Below are 15044 nucleotides of genomic sequence, written 5' to 3' on the forward strand. Positions count from 1 at the left end.
GCCCCACCCCTTCCGGCCCGCCGCATTGACGGCGCCAGGCTATCCGGCATGATCCGGAGAGACGGCCTCAGTCGAAGTCGTACACCGTCACCGGTATGCCCCGCCCGGCCAGCCGCTTCTCGATCAGGGGCTCGATCCGGGACCATTTCCCGCCCGCCAGCCCGCAGCCGATCCGCGGCATGTGCACCGAGGCCCCCAGCTCGGCCGCCCGGTCCGCCACCGCCCCCAACGCGCTGTCGATCGCCTCGTAACGCACCGGGACCCCGTTGCTCCCCGTGCGCATCCCTCGCTGGCCCACGGCGTTCGCCACCCAGACGTATGGGCTCACCTGCACGAACTGCACGGCGCCGAGGCCGAAGTCGTTGCCCGCGCGCTCCCGGTGCCATCGGCGGTACGCCGCTTCGGGTTCCGGCCAGCGGCGCGAGAGGGCCAGGACGAAACCCTTGCCCCAGCCGCCGAGGTCGTTGCAGACATGGACGATCAGCTTGACGCCCTTGCCGTGGGGGGAGGTCGCGTCGCCACGTACGTAAGTGATCTCCGACATGGGATCAGGCTAGGCCGGCCCACTGACATCCCGGCCCTTTCACATCATTGGTGAGACAGCAATACTGTTGCACCGGAGGGCGCATGCACCCGGCAGCCCATCCCCAGGCGGACACGAGGAGCAGACATGGCGACCGAGGGCGAGGAGCCGAAGCTCACCGTCGACGAGCTGGCGGCACGTGCCGGGGTGACCGTGCGCACGGTGCGCTTCTACAGCACCCGTGGACTGCTGCCGCCCCCGGTCATCGGGCCGCGCCGGGTCGGGCACTACGGGCACGGGCACCTCTCCAGGCTGGCGCTCATCGAGGAGCTCCAGCACCAGGGCATGACGCTCGCCGCGATCGAACGCTACCTGGAGCAGTTGCCGCCCGATCTGAGCGCCCACGATCTGGCCATCCACCGGGCCCTGGTGGCGTCGTGGGCGCCCGACTCGGCGGAGGAGGCGACCCGTGCGGAGCTGGAACGCCGCTCGGGGCGGCCGCTGTCGCAGGAGGACATCGACCGGCTGTCCGCGATGGGGGTGCTGGAGCGGTCCGGAGCGGACGACGACGTGTACCGGGTGGACCCGGGGCTGCTGCGGCTCGGCGTGGAACTCCTCGACGTGCCGATCGCGCACGAGACGATCCTCGCCGCCCGTACGGTCCTGCTGGAACACACCCGCTCGGCCGCGCACGAACTCAGCCGGCTCTTCCGGGACGAGGTGTGGGGTCCGTACCGGGAGCGGGAGTCGGATCCGGAACACCTCAGAGCGATGAAGTCGCTGTCCGCGCACATGCAGCCGCTGGTACTGCAGGCGCTCGTGACGGCGTTCCAGCGCTCGCTCAAGGAAGAGCTGCGGGCCGCCTTCGCGGCCGAGTAGCGGCCCGACGGGCCGCACCGGTGGGTGCGGCCCGTCGTGGCGTCGACAGTCGTGGAGTCCTCAGTCGTGGAAGGTCTCGCCCTTCTCCGCCTTCTCCACGAGCAGCGCGGGCGGCAGGAACCGGTCCCCGTACCGTTCGGCGAGTTCCCTGCTGCGGGCCACGAAGCCGGGCAGGCCGCCCTCGTAGCCGTTGATGTACTGGAGGACGCCGCCGGTCCACGCCGGGAAGCCGATGCCCATGATGGAGCCGATGTTGGCGTCGGCGACGGTGATCAGGACGTTCTCCTCCAGGCAGCGGACACTGTCCAGGGCCTCGGAGAAGAGCATCCGCTCCTGCATGTCGGTGAAGGAGATGCCCGTGTCCGCCTTGGTGCCGAAGTGCTCGCGCAGCCCGGGCCAGAGGCGGGTGCGCTTCCCGCTCTCGTCGTACTCGTAGAAGCCCGCGCCGCCGCTCCGGCCGGGGCGGCCGAACTCGTCGACCATCCGGTCGATGACGGCGTCCGACGGGTGACCGGCCCAGCTGCCGCCCGCCTCCTCGACGGCCTTGCGGGTCTCGTTGCGGATCTTGCGGGGCAGGGTGAGCGTCAGCTCGTCCATCAGGGAGAGCACCTTGGCCGGGTAGCCGGCCTGGGCGGCCGCCTGCTCGACGGAGGCCGGCTCGACGCCCTCGCCGACCATGGCGACGCCCTCGTTGATGAACTGCCCGATGACGCGCGAGGTGAAGAAACCGCGCGAGTCGTTGACGACGATGGGCGTCTTCTTGATCCGGCGGACCAGGTCGAAGGCGCGGGCCAGGGCCTCGTCGCCGGTCTTCTCGCCCTTGATGATCTCGACGAGCGGCATCTTGTCGACGGGCGAGAAGAAGTGCAGCCCGATGAAGTCGACGGGGCGCTCGACCCCTTCGGCCAGCGCCGTGATGGGCAGCGTGGAGGTGTTGGAGCAGAGCAGGGCGTCGGGCTCGATGATGTCCTGGATCTCCTGGAAGACCTTGTGCTTGAGCGCGGTGTCCTCGAAGACCGCCTCGATGACGGCGTCGCAGCCGGCGAGGTCGGCCGGGTCACCGGTCGGGGTGATGCGGGCGAGCAGCTCGTCGCGCTTCGCCTCGGTGGTACGGCCACGGGAGAGCGCCTTGTCGAGCAGCTTCTCGCTGTACGCCTTGCCCTTGGCGGCGGCCTCCGTGGAGACGTCCTTGAGGACGACGTCGATACCGGCCCGGGCGCAGGAGTACGCGATGCCCGCGCCCATCATCCCGGCGCCGAGGACCGCGACCTTGCGGACCTGGCGCTCCTCGATGCCCTTCGGGCGGCTGGCGCCGGAGTTGACGGCCTGGAGATCGAAGAAGAACGCCTGGATCATGTTCTTCGAGACCTGGCCGGTGACCAGCTCGGTGAAGTAGCGGGCCTCGATGGTGAGCGCGTTCTCGAAGTCGACCTGCGAGCCCTCGACGGCCGCGGCCAGGATGTTGCGCGGCGCGGGCATCGGCGCACCGGCGAGCTGCTTCTTCAGGTTGGACGGGAAAGCCGGCAGGTTGGCGGCGAACTTGGGGTTCGACGGGGTGCCGCCGGGGATCCGGTAGCCCTTGACGTCCCAGGGCTGCTGGGACTCGGGGTTCGCGTCGATGAAGGCCCTGGCCTTGTCGAGCATCTCCTCGGGGGTGGCGGCGACCTCGTGGACCAGGCCGTTCTCCAGGGCCCGCCGCGGGGTGTACTGGGTGCCCTGGAGCAGCACCTTGAGCAGCGCGTCGGCGATGCCCATGAGGCGTACGGTGCGGGTGACGCCGCCGCCTGCGGGCAGCAGGCCGAGGGTGACCTCGGGCAGGCCGATGCGGGAGCCGGGGGCGTCGAGGGCGACGCGGTGGTGGGAGGCGAGGGCGATCTCGTAACCGCCGCCGAGGGCCGCGCCGTTGATGGCGGCGACGACGGGCTTGCCGAGGGTCTCGATGCGGCGCAGCGACCTCTTGATCGCGGTGCCGGCGTCGAACGCGGCCTGCGCGTTCTCGGGACCGATCCTGATCATGTCCTTGAGGTCGCCGCCGGCGAAGAAGGTCTTCTTGGCGGAGGCGTAGATGATGCCGCGGATGGAGTCCTTCTCGGCCTCGGCCCGGTCGGCGACGGCCTCGATGGAGTCCCGGAAGGCCTGGTTCATCGTGTTGGCGGACTGGTTGGGGTCGTCGAGTACGAGGGTGACGACGCCGGTCTCGTCCTGTTCCCAGCGGATGGTCGTGCTCTCGGTCATGTGTCTGTCTTCTCCGTAGGAAGGGGGACGGTCAGAGACGCTCGATGACGGTGGCGACGCCCATTCCGCCGCCCACGCACAGGGTGGCGAGGCCGTAGCGCTTGTCGCGCCGCTCCAGTTCGTCGATCAGGGTGCCGAGGATCATCGCGCCGGTGGCGCCGAGCGGGTGGCCGAGTGCGATGGCGCCGCCGTTGACGTTGATCTTGTCGAGCGAGAGCCCCATGTCCCGGGCGAAGCGCAGGACGACGCCGGCGAAGGCCTCGTTGATCTCGACGAGGTCGATGTCGTCGATGGTCAGTCCGGCCTTGGCGAGCGCCTTGCGGGTGGCGGGCGCGGGGCCGGTGAGCATGATGGTGGGCTCGGAGCCGGAGACGGCGGCGGAGACGATCCGGGCGCGCGGGGTGAGGCCGTAGCGCTCGCCGATCTCCTTCGAGCCGATCGCGACGAGGGCGGCGCCGTCGACGATGCCGGAGGAGTTGCCCGCGTGGTGGACGTGGTCGATCTTCTCCACCCAGTGGTACTTCTGCAGCGCCACCGCGTCGAAGCCGCCCATCTCGCCGATCGCGGCGAACGACGGCTTGAGCGCGGCGAGGGAGTCGGCGGTGGTGCCGGGGCGCATGTGCTCGTCGTGGTCGAGGACGAGGAGACCGTTGCGGTCCTTGACGGGGACGACGGAGCGCGCGAAGCGGTTGTCCTTCCAAGCCTCGGCGGCCCGCTCCTGCGACAGGGCGGCGAACTCGTCGACGTCGCGGCGCGAGAATCCCTCGATGGTGGCGATGAGGTCGGCGCCGACGCCCTGCGGTGCGAAACCGGTCTCGTAGTTCGTCATCGGGTCCATCGCCCAGGCACCGCCGTCGGAGCCCATCGGGACGCGGGACATCGACTCGACACCGCCGGCGAGGATGAGGTCCTCCCAGCCCGAACGGACCTTGGCGGCGGCCAGGTTGACGGCCTCGAGCCCCGAGGCACAGAAGCGGTTCTCCTGGACCCCGGCGACGGTGTCGGGCAGGCCGGCCGCGATGGCGGCGATGCGCGCGATGTCGGATCCCTGGTCGCCGAGCGGGCTGACCACGCCGAGGACGATGTCGTCGATCGCCGCCGGGTCCAGGCCCGGGAAGCGGTCGCGGAGTTCATGGATCAGGCCGACGACGAGGTCGATCGGCTTGGTGCCGTGCAGGGCCCCGTTGGCCTTGCCGCGGCCGCGCGGGGTGCGGATCGCGTCGTAGACGAATGCTTCGGTACTCAAGACAGCTGCCTTTCGAGGGTGGTTGCGCAACAGGGGGTGACGGGGGCCCGGTCAGGCGAGCAGCGAGCGGCCGATGATCTCCTTCATGATCTCGGTCGTGCCGCCGTAGATGGTCTGGATCCGGCCGTCGGTGAAGGCCCTGGCCACCGGGAACTCCGCCATGTAGCCGTATCCGCCGTGCAGTTGGAGGCACCGGTCGGCGACGCGCTTCTGCAGTTCGGTCGCCCACCACTTCGCCATGGAGGCGTGTACGGCATCGAGCGTCCCTGCCGAGTGGTCGACGATGCACCGGTCGAGGAAGGCGCGGGTGACGGCGCACTCGGTGGCCATCTCGGCGATCTCGAAGCGGATGTGCTGGAGCTTGGAGAGCGGCCGTCCGAAGGCCTCGCGCTCCTTGACGTAGGTGGTGGTGATCTCCAGGAGGTGCTCGGCTGCGGCGATCCCGGCGACGGCTATGCCCATCCGTTCCTGGGCCAGGTTGGTCATCAGGTGGATGAAGGCGCCGTCGAGTTCGCCGAGGAGGTTCTCCTTGGGGACGCGCACGTCGTTGAAGAACAGCTCGGCGGTGTCCTGGGACTTCTGGCCGATCTTGTCGAGGTTGCGGCCGCGCTCGAAACCCTCGGCGCCACGCTCGACGACGATCAGCGAGAGGCCCTTCGCGCCGCCGTCCGGGGTGGTCTTCGCGACGACGACCACCAGGTCGGCGAGGATGCCGTTGGAGATGAACGTCTTGGAGCCGTTGAGCAGCCAGTGGTCGCCCCGGTCCTCGGCGGTGGTCCGGATGCCCTGGAGGTCGGAGCCCGCGCCGGGTTCGGTCATCGCTATGGCGGTGATGATCTCGCCGCTACAGAAGCCGGGCAGCCAGCGCCGCTTCTGCTCCTCGGTCGCCAGGCCGGTGAGGTAGGGGCCGATGATGTCGTTGTGCAGGCCGAGCGCGAGGCCGGGGGTGCCGGCCCGGGTGAACTCCTCGGCGAGGACGGCGCTGTAGCGGAAGTCGGTGTTCCCGCCGCCCCCGTACTCCTCGGGTACGGCGAGGCCGAGCAGTCCCTGCCGGCCGGCGGCCCGCCAGGCCTCGCGCGAGACGATGCCGTCCTTCTCCCACTGTTCGTAGTGCGGAAGCACCTCCTTGGACAGGAAGGTGCGGACCGTCTCGCGGAACGCGTCGTGCTCCTCGGTGAAGATCTGCCGCTGCATCAGTCGGTCGTGTCCTTCCGGGTGTTCCGCAGGGCCGGTACGCCCCAGTCGGCGGCGACGGCCTCGGTGTCCGCGCCCGGCCGCGCCGGTCCGCTGCGCACCGAGGAGGGCGTGGCCGAGAACCGGGGAGCGGGCGCGGGCTGGGTGAGTCCGCCGTGTTCGACGAAGGTGGAGCGGGCGGCCAGGTGCGGGTGGTGGGGTGCTTCGCGCAGGGAGAGGACCGGGGCCACGCAGGCGTCCGAACCGTCGAAGACCTCGGTCCACTCGGCGCGGGTGCGGGTGCGGAACCGGTTGGTGACGAGGGTGCGCAGTTCGTCCCAGCGGGCGAGGTCTCCCCGGTCGGGGGCCGTCTCCGCGATGCCGAGGAGCTCGGTGAACTCGGCGTAGAACCGCTTCTCGAGCGGGCCGACGGCCATGTACTCGCCGTCGGCGGTCTCGTACGAGCCGTAGAAGGGACAGCCGCCGTCCAGCAGGTTGGAGCCGCGCCGGTCCTGCCAGCCGCCGGCGTGCAGCATGCCCTGGATCATCATGGTGAGGTGCGCGGTGCCGTCGACGATCGCCGCGTCGACGACCTGTCCGCAGCCGCCGGGCGTGCGGGCGTGCTGGAGGGCGGCGAGGACGCCGACGACGAGGTAGAGCGAACCGCCCGCGTAGTCGCCGAGCAGGTTGGCGGGAACGGTGGGCGGCTCCTCCGGCCTGCCGATCATGGAGAGGGCGCCGGTGACGGCGATGTAGGCGATGTCGTGCCCGGCCCGTTCGGCGAGCGGGCCGTCCTGGCCCCAGCCGGTCATCCGTCCGTAGACGAGCCGGGGATTGCGGGCGAGGCAGGCGTCCGGGCCCACGCCCAGGCGTTCGGCGACTCCGGGCCGGTACCCCTCGATCAGGATGTCGGCGCGCTCGGCCAGGTCCAGGACGGTGTCCGGGCCGGCCGCGTCCTTGAGGTCGACGAGGACGGAGCGCTTGTTGCGGTTGGTCAGGTCGCCGGCCGGGTCGATGCCGAGACCGGCCCCACCGGGCCGGTCGACGCGCACCACGTCGGCGCCGAGATCGGCCAGGAGCATCGCGGCGAACGGGCCGGGCCCGATGCCCGCCAGCTCGACCACGCGCACCCCGGCCAGCGGGCCGCGCGGACCGTGCGAGCCGTTCCCTGTCGTTGCCATCGAGCCCCCAGCGGTATGACACAACTGATGTAACATCGATGATGCTAAGAACGCACCGCGCTCCGCACAACCCCTTGGAGCGAGCAAGCGCTTAGTTTCTCTCCCCGGGATCCTCTCGCACGAAGCCTCCCCTCCCGCGCAGCGCCACGTACGGCTCCGCTACCCTCTGCCTGCTACATCGGCGCCGGCCCCTGCGGAGGCACTCGTGAACAGGCAGAACGGGGCATCACGCCCCTATGACGTGGTCCTCTTCGGCGCCACCGGTTTCGTGGGTGAGCTCACGGCCGGGTATCTGGCGGCCCACGCCCCGGCCGGCTGCCGCTGGGCCCTGGCCGGCCGCAACCGCGCCAGACTGGAGCAGCTGCGCAACCGGCTCACCGCACTGCATCCGCACTGCGCGGACCTCCCGCTGCTGCACGCCGACGCGGACGACGCGGACGCGCTGCGCGAACTGGCGGAGTCCACCCATGTGGTGGCCACGACCGTCGGACCGTACGTCTGGTACGGGGAGAAGCTGGTCGCGGCCTGCGCGGAGGCCGGCACGGACTACACGGATCTCGCGGGCGAGCCGGAGTTCGCCGACCGGATGTACCTGGAGCACGACGCCCGGGCGCGCGAGACCGGGGCCCGGATCGTGCACGCCTGCGGTTTCGACTCGGTCCCGCACGACCTGGGCGCGTACTTCACTGTCCTGCAACTGCCCGAGGACGTCCCGCTCCGCGTCGACGGATTCGTCCGCTCCAACGCCGTCTTCTCGGGCGGTACGTTCGCCTCCGCGCTCACCGCGATGAGCCGCGGCCCGCAGATGCTGAGCGCCGCCAGGGAGCGCCGGCTGCACGAGCCCCGGCTGGTCGCCCGCCGCGCCGCCGCCCCGCTCGGCGGGCCGCGCTTCAGCACGGAGACCGGCACCTGGGCGCTTCCGCTGCCGACCCTCGACGCGCAGATCGTCAGGCGCTCGGCCCGTGCGCTCCCCCGCTACGGCCCCGACTTCCGCTACCGGCACTACGCCTCGGTCAAGCATCTGCCGGTGGCCCTGGGCGGCACGGCGGCCCTGGGCGCCCTCCTCGGCGCGGCGCAACTGCCGGCCGTGCGGAACTGGCTGATGGACCGCTACGAGCCCGGGTCGGGCCCGGACGAGGAGCGCCGCCGCCGGAGCTGGTTCACCGTCCGGTTCGTCGGCGAGGGCGGGGGCCGCCGCGTCTTCACGGAGGTGTCGGGCGGCGATCCGGGCTACGACGAGACGGCGAAGATGCTGGCGGAGTCGGCGCTGTGCCTGGCGCTGGACGAGCTCCCGCCGACCTCGGGCCAGGTCACCACGGCGGTCGCCATGGGTGACGCGCTGCTGGAGCGGCTGCGCGGGGCGGGTCTGCGCTTCCGGGTGGCGGCCGTGCGCTGACGCGCCACCGGGCCGTCGGGGCTCAGAAGATCCAGGAGGCCAGGGTGTAGAGCATCGCCCCGGCCCAGACGAAACCGACCGCACCCCCGATCAGCATGCCCACCGCCACACGGCGCTGAGCAGGGTGAAGGGGTGCGGTTCGAGCGGTTGAGCGAGATGCGTTCATACGTCCAGACTGCCGACCATGATCGGCGGGCGCTATCCGTACGGATACTCAGGCGCCCGGACCGGGTGCACGCGCCGGCCCTCGGCCGGTGGCTTCCCGGAGCGCCCGCCGGCACAGCGCGTCGGCCCTGCGGGTCGTCTCCGGCTGGCGGAAGCCGCGCGCCAACAGCAGCGTGTGCGCACAGGCGTTGTCCAGGCCGGTACGGTGCCCGACCGACACGTACACCGGTTTCGTGCCGTCCTGGGTGCGCAACGCCTGCCCCACCACCTCGTCCCCGTCCAGCAGCGGCGACCGGTCGCCGCGGTGGGGGCCGGGCTGTTCGTACGAGAAGGTGAACGGGTTCTTCGCGACGCCGATGACCGGGAGCCCGGTGAGCACGCCCAGATGGCTGGCGAGGCCGAAGCGGCGCGGGTGCGCCTGTCCGTAGCCGTCGCAGACGACGAGCCCCGGGTCGGCGGACAGGGACTCGAGCGCGGCCAGCACGGTGGGGATCTCGCGGAAGGCGAGGAGTCCCGGGATGTACGGGAAGGTGACCTGCCCGGTGGCGGTGGCCTCCGCCACCACCTCCAGCGTGGCCGCGTCCAGGACGACGGCCGCCGCCACGACGACATCGCGCTCGTCGTCGTAGGCGACGTCCACGCCCGTCACCGTGCCGGTACCCGGTGGCGGCCCGGGCTCGTCGAGCACCACCCGGGTGCGCAGGGTGTCCTGGAGGGCGCGCGCCCCGGCCTCGTCGGCGGGTATCCGAAGTGTCGTCATGATGCCGGTCAGTTTAGGCGGGCCGCTCCCGTAGCCTTTGGATCATGTTCGTTCTCGATCTGTCGTACACCGCCCCGCCGGACCGCGTCGATGCGGTGATGGAGGATCACGTCTCCTGGCTCGACGCGCAGTACGCCACCGGGGTGTTCATCGCCTCCGGCCGCAAGAACCCCCGCGAGGGCGGGGTGATTCTCGCGGTCGGCGGCGACCGGGCCGCGATCGAAGGGCTCGCGGCGACCGACCCCTTCGTCGTGCACGGCGTATGTGCGTACCGGATCACGGAGTTCATCGCGACGAAGACGTCGGACGCGCTCGCTCCCTACCGTCAGCAGGTGCAGGCGCCTCTCAGCTGACGAACGCGCGTGCGGCCCGCCCCTTTTCTCCGGCTGCCCAGCAGCTGCCGTCCGCGGTGCAGTCGACCGTGTCGTACGACCCGGTGCCGACCGCGCGCCAGGTGCGGCCGCCGTCCGTGGTGAGGTCGGTGCCGGCCGGGCCGACCGCGAGTGCGGCCGAGCGGCTGTGCGGCAGCCAGGCGACGCCGGAGCGGTAGGCGGCGGGCGGCGTACGGGACGGCTGCCAGCGCCGGCCCCCGTCGGAGGTGACCGCCGAGGCGCGGGGCGACACCTGGTCGGCGCGGTAGTCACCGCCGACCGCGATGCCATGGGTACGGTCCCGGAAGGCGAGGCCGAAGACGCCGCGGGCCGGGTCGCCGGCCGGGATCGGCGACGCCGTCGCGGTCCAGGTCAGTCCGCGGTCGCCCGAATGCAGGACCCGGGCGGTGGCCGCCCCGCCGGTCGCCAGCCAGACGTCCTTGGGACCGGCGCTGACCAGGCACTGTCCACTGGCTGCGAACCCCGCCTCACCGGCCTGCGCCTGCGGCATGCCGGCACTGGGCAGTACGTTCCAGCTGCGGCCCCCGTCGGCGGTGGACAGGATGCGGAAGCGCCCGTCCACGGGGTCGCTCATGGCAAGGCCGTGGCGGCTGTCGAAGAAGGTCAGGCAGTCGTAGAACGCGCGTGCGTCGGTGTTGCGGAACGACTCGGTCCAGGTGGCCCCGCCGTCCTCCGTACGCAGCACCCGGGAAGCCTCTCCCTCGCCGATGGCCAGGGCCACCGCCCGCCGGGCGTCGAAGGCCTCGATGTCACGGAACTCCAGTGCCTCGTCGGCCGCACCGGGCGGCGAGACGTCGCGCCAGTGCCTGCCGCCGTCGGTGGTGCGCAGCACGGTGCCCTGCGAGCCCGCGAGCCACGCCGTACGGCTGCTGACGGCGGCGAGGCCCCTGAAGCGGGCGTCGCTGCCCGTGTCGGTGGGCGTCCAGGCCGGACCGTGCCGTTCGCCGGGTGCCGCCTGGGCCGCGGGTGCGGCCAGCGCGGCGGCCAGCGCCGCCCCGCACAGTCCCAGTGACATCAGTCGTCGCGTCTTCCCCATGGGCTTCATGGCGCTGGAAGCTAATCCACGGACCGGGCCCCGTCCAGGGTGCATCGCCGGGAAACGGGCACGTGTGCAGGCGGCGGTGGGCGGTGACGTAACTCACGCCGTGCCCCGATGCACGGATCGACGGGTTCAGTCGTCTGTACAAGAGCGTCGCGAGAGGGAGCAGGCCTTGTCCACCGTAATCGAACAGCCCGTGCAGGCCCGCATGGTCGCATCCGCGCCCCAGATGGAAACGCTTCCCGCAGTACTAAGCTACGACCGCACGGACCCCTTCGCCGTACGCATGGCGTTTCCCGCACCGGCGACGCTGGAGGGCACCGAGGTGTCCTGGGAGTTCTCCCGGGAGCTGCTGACGGCGGGGATGGACGCGCCGGCGGGGGTCGGGGACGTACGCGTCAGGCCCTTCGGGTACGACCGCACCGTGCTGGAGTTCCATGCCGCCGAGGGCATCGCCATGGTGCACGTGCGCACGGCGGAGCTGCGCCGGTTCCTGCGGCGCGCCCAGGAACTCGTCCCCGCCGGGGAGGAGCACCGCTTCCTGGATGTGGACCGGAGCCTGGCGCACCTGCTCGGCGGTTCCCGCTGACCCCGTCGCGTCGGGGCCGGCCCCGCGCCCGTTAATTCGCTTGCCCCGTCCCGGGGACCGCCGTACCTTCGTTGATGTCCTTGTTGTCGCCGATAGGAGTAGGACGTTGCTCGTCTGAGGTCTTGAGACACCGTGCCGCACGCCGTGTCATGTCTGCACATGTCCGCGTGCCCGAGTGTGACCTCAGCTCTTCGAGCCGTCCTCCGCGACCAGGGCCTTTCCTTTTCTTGTCTTCCGGAATCTCTTCCGTGGAAAGCCAGTGACCGGTGTCTCGCCCCGTTGCCCCTGTCCTTCCTCGCAACCGGGAGTTCCTTGTGTCTACCCCCCTCACCCACATCACCTGCTCGTCGCTGTCCTTCGCCTGGCCCGACGGCAGCCCGGTGCTCGACGACTTCCACCTCACCGTGGGACCCGGCCGTACCGGACTCATCGGGCTCAACGGCTCCGGCAAGTCGACCCTGTTGCGGCTGATCGCCGGTGAACTCACGCCCGTCGAGGGCCACATCAGGGCGACGGGCGAGGTCGGTTACCTGCCGCAGAACCTGGTCCTGGACACCGCGCTGCGCGTCGACGCCGCCCTGGGCATCGCCGGGACCCGTGCGGCGCTGCACGCCATCGAGGCGGGCGACGTCGGCGAGGAGCGGTTCGCCGCCGTCGGCGACGACTGGGACGTGGAGGAACGGGCGCTCGCCGCGCTCGACCAGCTCGGCCTCGGCCACATCGGGCTCGACCGCACGATCGGTGAGATGTCGGGCGGCGAGTGCGTGCTGCTGCGCCTGGCGGCGCTGCTGCTGGCCCGGCCCGACGTACTGCTGCTGGACGAGCCGACGAACAACCTCGATCTGTACGCACGCGGCCGCCTCTACGCGGCGGTCGACGCGTGGAACGGCGTCCTCGTCGTCGTCAGCCACGACCGGGAGCTTCTGGAGCGCGTGGACCAGATCGCCGATCTGCGGGAGGGCTCGGTCACCTGGTACGGCGGCAACCTCTCGGCGTACGAGGAGGCGCTCGCGGTGGAGCAGGAGGCCGCCGGGCGCATGGTGCGGGTCGCCGAGGCCGATGTGCACCGCCAGAAGCGCGAACTCGCCGAGGCCCAGGTCAAACTGGCGCGGCGCAAGCGCTACGGACAGAAGATGCAGGAGAGCAAACGGGAACCGAAGATCGTCATGGGTGCCCGCAAACGCTCGGCCCAGGAGTCGGCGGGCAAGCACCGCATCATGCACACGGAGAAGCTGGCCGAGGCGAAGGAGCGCCTCGACGACGCTGTCGAAGCGGTGCGGGACGATGCCGAGATCAGGGTCGAACTGCCCCACACCAAGGTCCATCCGGGCCAGGGCGTGCTGCTGCTGAGCGATCTGGAGCTCGCCCACGGGGCACGGGTGCAGGGCTCGTTCGAGATACGCGGTCCGGAGCGCATCGCGCTGGTGGGACGTAACGGGGCGGGCAAGACCACGCTGCTGCGGACTTTGGCCGGCGATCTGGCACCGGTGTCCGGTGAGGCGTCGGTGCACCTGCCGATGCGTTTCCTGCCCCAGCGGCTGGATATTCTGGACGACGAGCTGAGCGTGGTGGAGAACGTGGCGCGGTTCGCACCGGATGCCACGGACAACCGGATCAGGGCGCGACTGGCCCGTTTTCTGTTCAGGGGTGCCCGGGCGGACCGGGCTGCCGGGACGCTTTCGGGCGGCGAGCGGTTCCGTGCCGCTCTGGCCTCGCTGCTGCTGGCGGAACCGGCACCTCAGCTGCTGATGCTGGACGAGCCGACGAACAACCTGGACATGGCGAGTGTGCGCCGGCTGACGGCGGCACTCGATTCGTACGAGGGGGCGTTGATCGTGGCGAGCCACGACGTACCGTTCCTCGAATCGCTCGGGATCACGCGCTGGCTGCTGCTCGACGGCGGGATCCGGGACACCACGGCCGAGGAGGTGCGCGCCGGACTGTGAGGTGCGGGGCGGGGCGCGAGGTTCGCGCGGGTGGCGTGGCTAGCGGTGGAGTAACGCCCAGGTCTTGGAGCCACCGGAGGCCGTCAGCGCGGGGGCCAGCCCCCAGTCCCCGCCGTGTTCGTCCACCGCGGCGGCCAGCAGCCACATGCTGGCGCTGCGGTGTTCCCGGCACTCCTCCGACTTCTCGGGCAACGCATGGACCGGGTGCTGGTCGTAGAGGGTGATCCGCAGCGCGTCGAACTGCCAGTGGACCCGCAGGAGCATCTCCCGGTCCGGTGTGAAGCGATAGGCGGCCGCGACGAGTTCCGAGGTGGCGAGGACCGCCGTCTCGGCGAGTTCGGCGAGACCGTGCCGGCTGAGCAGTTCATCCACGGCGCGGCGGGCGAGGCCCGCACAGAAGGCGCCGCCCGGCAGGGCGAACGAGTAGCTGAGGTTGTCCGCCGCCGGTGGTTGTGGTCCGGCGGGTGCGAGGGCCGGAAGGCAACGGAGTGCGCCCTTCATCAAGTGCTGCTCACATTTCTGGTACGTGTGGTGACGATCACACACAGGGGCGCGGTCGCCCCGTGTGAGACTTGCGCTACCGACCGTAGCGCACGCCTGGAGCACAGTGCTACTACTTGTGTGGTTCCGGTCATTTCGCCACCCACCCCGGAAGGACACAAGCTGTGCCGCCCAGGACCACTCCGACCGCCCGACAGCAACGCCTCGGGTACGAACTACGCAAACTGCGCGAGCAGTCGGGGATGACGGCACAGCAGGCTGCTGCGCTGCTCGGCGTCGACCGCACCCGCATCCCCAACATCGAGTCCGGCCGGTTCGGCATCAGCGCCGAGCGGGTCCGCACCCTGGCCTTCAACTACGGCTGCCCGGACACGGGCCTCGTGGACCTGCTGGCGGAGATGGCGACGGAGCGGGCCAGGGGCTGGTGGGAGGAGCATCGCGGCCTGCTGCTGCCGAGCCTGCTGGACATCGCCGAACTCGAGTTCCACGCAGTGGAGTTGAACACCGCCACGACCACCCACATCCCCGGCCTGCTGCAGACCGAGGAACACGCGCGCGCGGTCTTCGACACCGCCGACCCGCGACTGCCGGGCCCGGATCTGATGGCCCGGCTCTCCCTGCGGCTGCGCCGCCAGGAAGTGCTCGAACGGGACCGGCCACCCCTGTACGAGGCGGTGGTCCACGAGGCCGCGCTGCGGATGCAGTTCGGCGGCCCCAAGGTCACCCGGGCGCAGCTGGAGCACATTCTCGACCAGTCCGAGCGCAGCCGGATCACCGTCCGGGCCATCCCCTTCGCCGCAGGCGGTTTCCCTGGGGCCGGACAGTCGTTCACCTATGTCGGCGCGGCGGTCCCGCAGCTCGATACCGTGCAGCTCGATTCCTCACACGGTTCGATGCTGCTGGACGCGGATATGCAACTGCGCCGGTACCGGGGCCTGTTGGAGCGCCTGCGTACGCTCGCGCTACCCGTCGAGGAATCGCGTGACTTCATCCGATCCATAGCCCAGGACCTCTGAGGA

15 protein-coding genes are annotated in these 15044 nt (G+C 71.0%); 6 read left to right on the top strand and 9 right to left on the bottom strand.

Going from position 1 to position 15044, the window contains the following annotated elements; all coding sequences use genetic code 11:
* Positions 1-67: 67 nt before the first annotated feature.
* Positions 68-544: a macro domain-containing protein gene (locus tag JGS39_RS09870; protein WP_219568386.1), complete on the bottom strand. Its 477-nt coding sequence runs from the start codon at positions 542-544 to the stop codon at positions 68-70.
* A 126-nt stretch (positions 545-670) separates the two neighbouring features.
* On the opposite strand from JGS39_RS09870, the gene JGS39_RS09875 reads away from it, so the two are divergent.
* Positions 671-1402 carry a MerR family transcriptional regulator gene (locus JGS39_RS09875; protein ID WP_219568387.1) on the top strand — a complete coding sequence of 244 codons (732 nt, stop codon included), beginning with the start codon at positions 671-673 and terminating at the stop codon, positions 1400-1402.
* 60 nt (positions 1403-1462) lie between these two features.
* Here the strand turns inward: JGS39_RS09875 and JGS39_RS09880 are convergent, their stop codons facing one another.
* The 4 genes from JGS39_RS09880 to JGS39_RS09895 are packed head-to-tail and all read right to left on the bottom strand — an operon-like array spanning position 1463 to position 7237.
* Positions 1463-3637, bottom strand: a complete 2175-nt coding sequence (locus JGS39_RS09880) for a 3-hydroxyacyl-CoA dehydrogenase NAD-binding domain-containing protein (RefSeq protein ID WP_219568388.1) — start codon at positions 3635-3637, stop codon at positions 1463-1465.
* 31 nt (positions 3638-3668) lie between these two features.
* Positions 3669-4883, bottom strand: a complete 1215-nt coding sequence (locus JGS39_RS09885; protein WP_219568389.1) for an acetyl-CoA C-acetyltransferase — start codon at positions 4881-4883, stop codon at positions 3669-3671.
* 51 nt (positions 4884-4934) lie between these two features.
* Complete coding sequence (locus tag JGS39_RS09890; RefSeq protein WP_219568390.1) at positions 4935-6077, bottom strand: acyl-CoA dehydrogenase family protein; 1143 nt, start codon at positions 6075-6077, stop codon at positions 4935-4937.
* Complete coding sequence (locus tag JGS39_RS09895; protein ID WP_236062923.1) at positions 6077-7237, bottom strand: CaiB/BaiF CoA transferase family protein; 1161 nt, start codon at positions 7235-7237, stop codon at positions 6077-6079. Before JGS39_RS09895 ends, JGS39_RS09890 begins: the two co-directional genes overlap by 1 nt.
* 205 nt (positions 7238-7442) lie before the next feature.
* Here JGS39_RS09895 and JGS39_RS09900 point away from each other — a divergent pair, with 205 nt between their 5' ends.
* Positions 7443-8633 (top strand): saccharopine dehydrogenase family protein, encoded by a 1191-nt coding sequence (locus JGS39_RS09900; protein ID WP_219568392.1) that lies wholly within the window; start codon positions 7443-7445, stop codon positions 8631-8633.
* A gap of 22 nt (positions 8634-8655) precedes the next feature.
* On the opposite strand, the gene mmpA is transcribed toward JGS39_RS09900, so the two are convergent.
* Positions 8656-8799 carry a morphogenic membrane protein MmpA gene (mmpA, locus tag JGS39_RS09905; RefSeq protein ID WP_187284997.1) on the bottom strand — a complete coding sequence of 48 codons (144 nt, stop codon included), beginning with the start codon at positions 8797-8799 and terminating at the stop codon, positions 8656-8658.
* A gap of 48 nt (positions 8800-8847) precedes the next feature.
* Positions 8848-9558 carry an endonuclease V gene (locus JGS39_RS09910; protein ID WP_219568393.1) on the bottom strand — a complete coding sequence of 237 codons (711 nt, stop codon included), beginning with the start codon at positions 9556-9558 and terminating at the stop codon, positions 8848-8850.
* Between the two features lie 44 nt (positions 9559-9602).
* Here JGS39_RS09910 and JGS39_RS09915 point away from each other — a divergent pair, with 44 nt between their 5' ends.
* A complete protein-coding gene (locus JGS39_RS09915) occupies positions 9603-9911 on the top strand; it encodes a YciI family protein (RefSeq protein ID WP_219568394.1) in 309 nt (102 codons plus the stop codon).
* Here the strand turns inward: JGS39_RS09915 and JGS39_RS09920 are convergent.
* Positions 9904-10995 carry a WD40/YVTN/BNR-like repeat-containing protein gene (locus JGS39_RS09920; protein WP_236062922.1) on the bottom strand — a complete coding sequence of 364 codons (1092 nt, stop codon included), beginning with the start codon at positions 10993-10995 and terminating at the stop codon, positions 9904-9906. The genes JGS39_RS09915 and JGS39_RS09920 overlap by 8 nt on opposite strands.
* 166 nt (positions 10996-11161) lie before the next feature.
* On the opposite strand from JGS39_RS09920, the gene ssgD reads away from it, so the two are divergent.
* Both ssgD and JGS39_RS09930 read left to right on the top strand, forming a co-directional pair.
* Positions 11162-11578 (top strand): spore wall synthesis regulator SsgD, encoded by a 417-nt coding sequence (ssgD, locus tag JGS39_RS09925; RefSeq protein ID WP_219568395.1) that lies wholly within the window; start codon positions 11162-11164, stop codon positions 11576-11578.
* 314 nt (positions 11579-11892) lie between these two features.
* Entirely contained in the window at positions 11893-13524 is a 1632-nt protein-coding gene (locus JGS39_RS09930) for an ABC-F family ATP-binding cassette domain-containing protein (protein ID WP_219568396.1), read from the top strand.
* A gap of 39 nt (positions 13525-13563) precedes the next feature.
* Here the strand turns inward: JGS39_RS09930 and JGS39_RS09935 are convergent, their stop codons facing one another.
* On the bottom strand, positions 13564-14025 hold the full coding sequence (locus tag JGS39_RS09935) for an ATP-binding protein (RefSeq protein ID WP_219568397.1): 462 nt from the start codon (positions 14023-14025) through the stop codon (positions 13564-13566).
* 164 nt (positions 14026-14189) lie between these two features.
* Here JGS39_RS09935 and JGS39_RS09940 point away from each other — a divergent pair, with 164 nt between their 5' ends.
* A complete protein-coding gene (locus tag JGS39_RS09940) occupies positions 14190-15041 on the top strand; it encodes a Scr1 family TA system antitoxin-like transcriptional regulator (RefSeq protein WP_219568398.1) in 852 nt (283 codons plus the stop codon).
* Positions 15042-15044 lie beyond the last annotated feature (3 nt).

This window comes from Streptomyces poriferorum, from assembly GCF_019399235.1.
Lineage (GTDB): Bacteria > Actinomycetota > Actinomycetes > Streptomycetales > Streptomycetaceae > Streptomyces > Streptomyces poriferorum.